Consider the following 616-nt stretch of genomic DNA (forward strand, 5'->3'; position numbering starts at 1 on the left):
CGGGGGCGGGGGTCACCCGCAGCACGCTCTCGCCCTCGAAGCGGCCGGCCGGCTCCCAGCCCGATCCGGCGTTGGTCGAGCGGAACAGCACCGGCCCGCGGCCGGCGTACCAGGTGCCGGGCTGGTACTGGTCGACGGCGAGGGTGCGTACCTGCGCGTCGGGGGCCTCGTCGACGACGAACCGGACCGACTCGACGTACCGCACGCCCGGCTCGGCGTGCTCCAGCATCCGGTACACGTTGGACGCCCGCAGCGGCTCGCCGAACGCCCAGCCGGCCGGGTTGAGCGGGGTGGGCAGCGGGCTGAGTGTCTGGTGCAGCCGGTCGTGGATGCGCTGGCGGACCGCGTCGACGTCCTCCTCCCGGCGGACCACCACCCGGGCCCGGATCGACACCGCCTTGTAGCGGGCCCAGCCGGCGCGAACGCTGGTGCCCAGCGCGCGTCGGCGGTCCAGGTCGTCGGCGACCCGGCGGCGGGCCTCCTCGACCTCGTGGTCGCGCAGCACCGCCACGGGCAGCCGGCCGCCGGGGCGGGCCGCCTCCGGCACGTACGGCACCAGCACCACCTCGACCTCGCCGGGGCGGGCGAAGCTGTAGACGGCGGCCCGGGTGAACGC

At 76.8% G+C, this 616-nt stretch carries 1 pseudogene; it reads right to left on the reverse strand.

Features of this window, described 5'->3' with window-relative positions:
* Nucleotides 1-616, reverse strand: a pseudogene (locus DKT69_RS33320) (putative baseplate assembly protein); the annotation flags it as partial.

This window comes from Micromonospora sicca (assembly GCF_003172935.1).
GTDB lineage: Bacteria > Actinomycetota > Actinomycetes > Mycobacteriales > Micromonosporaceae > Micromonospora > Micromonospora sicca.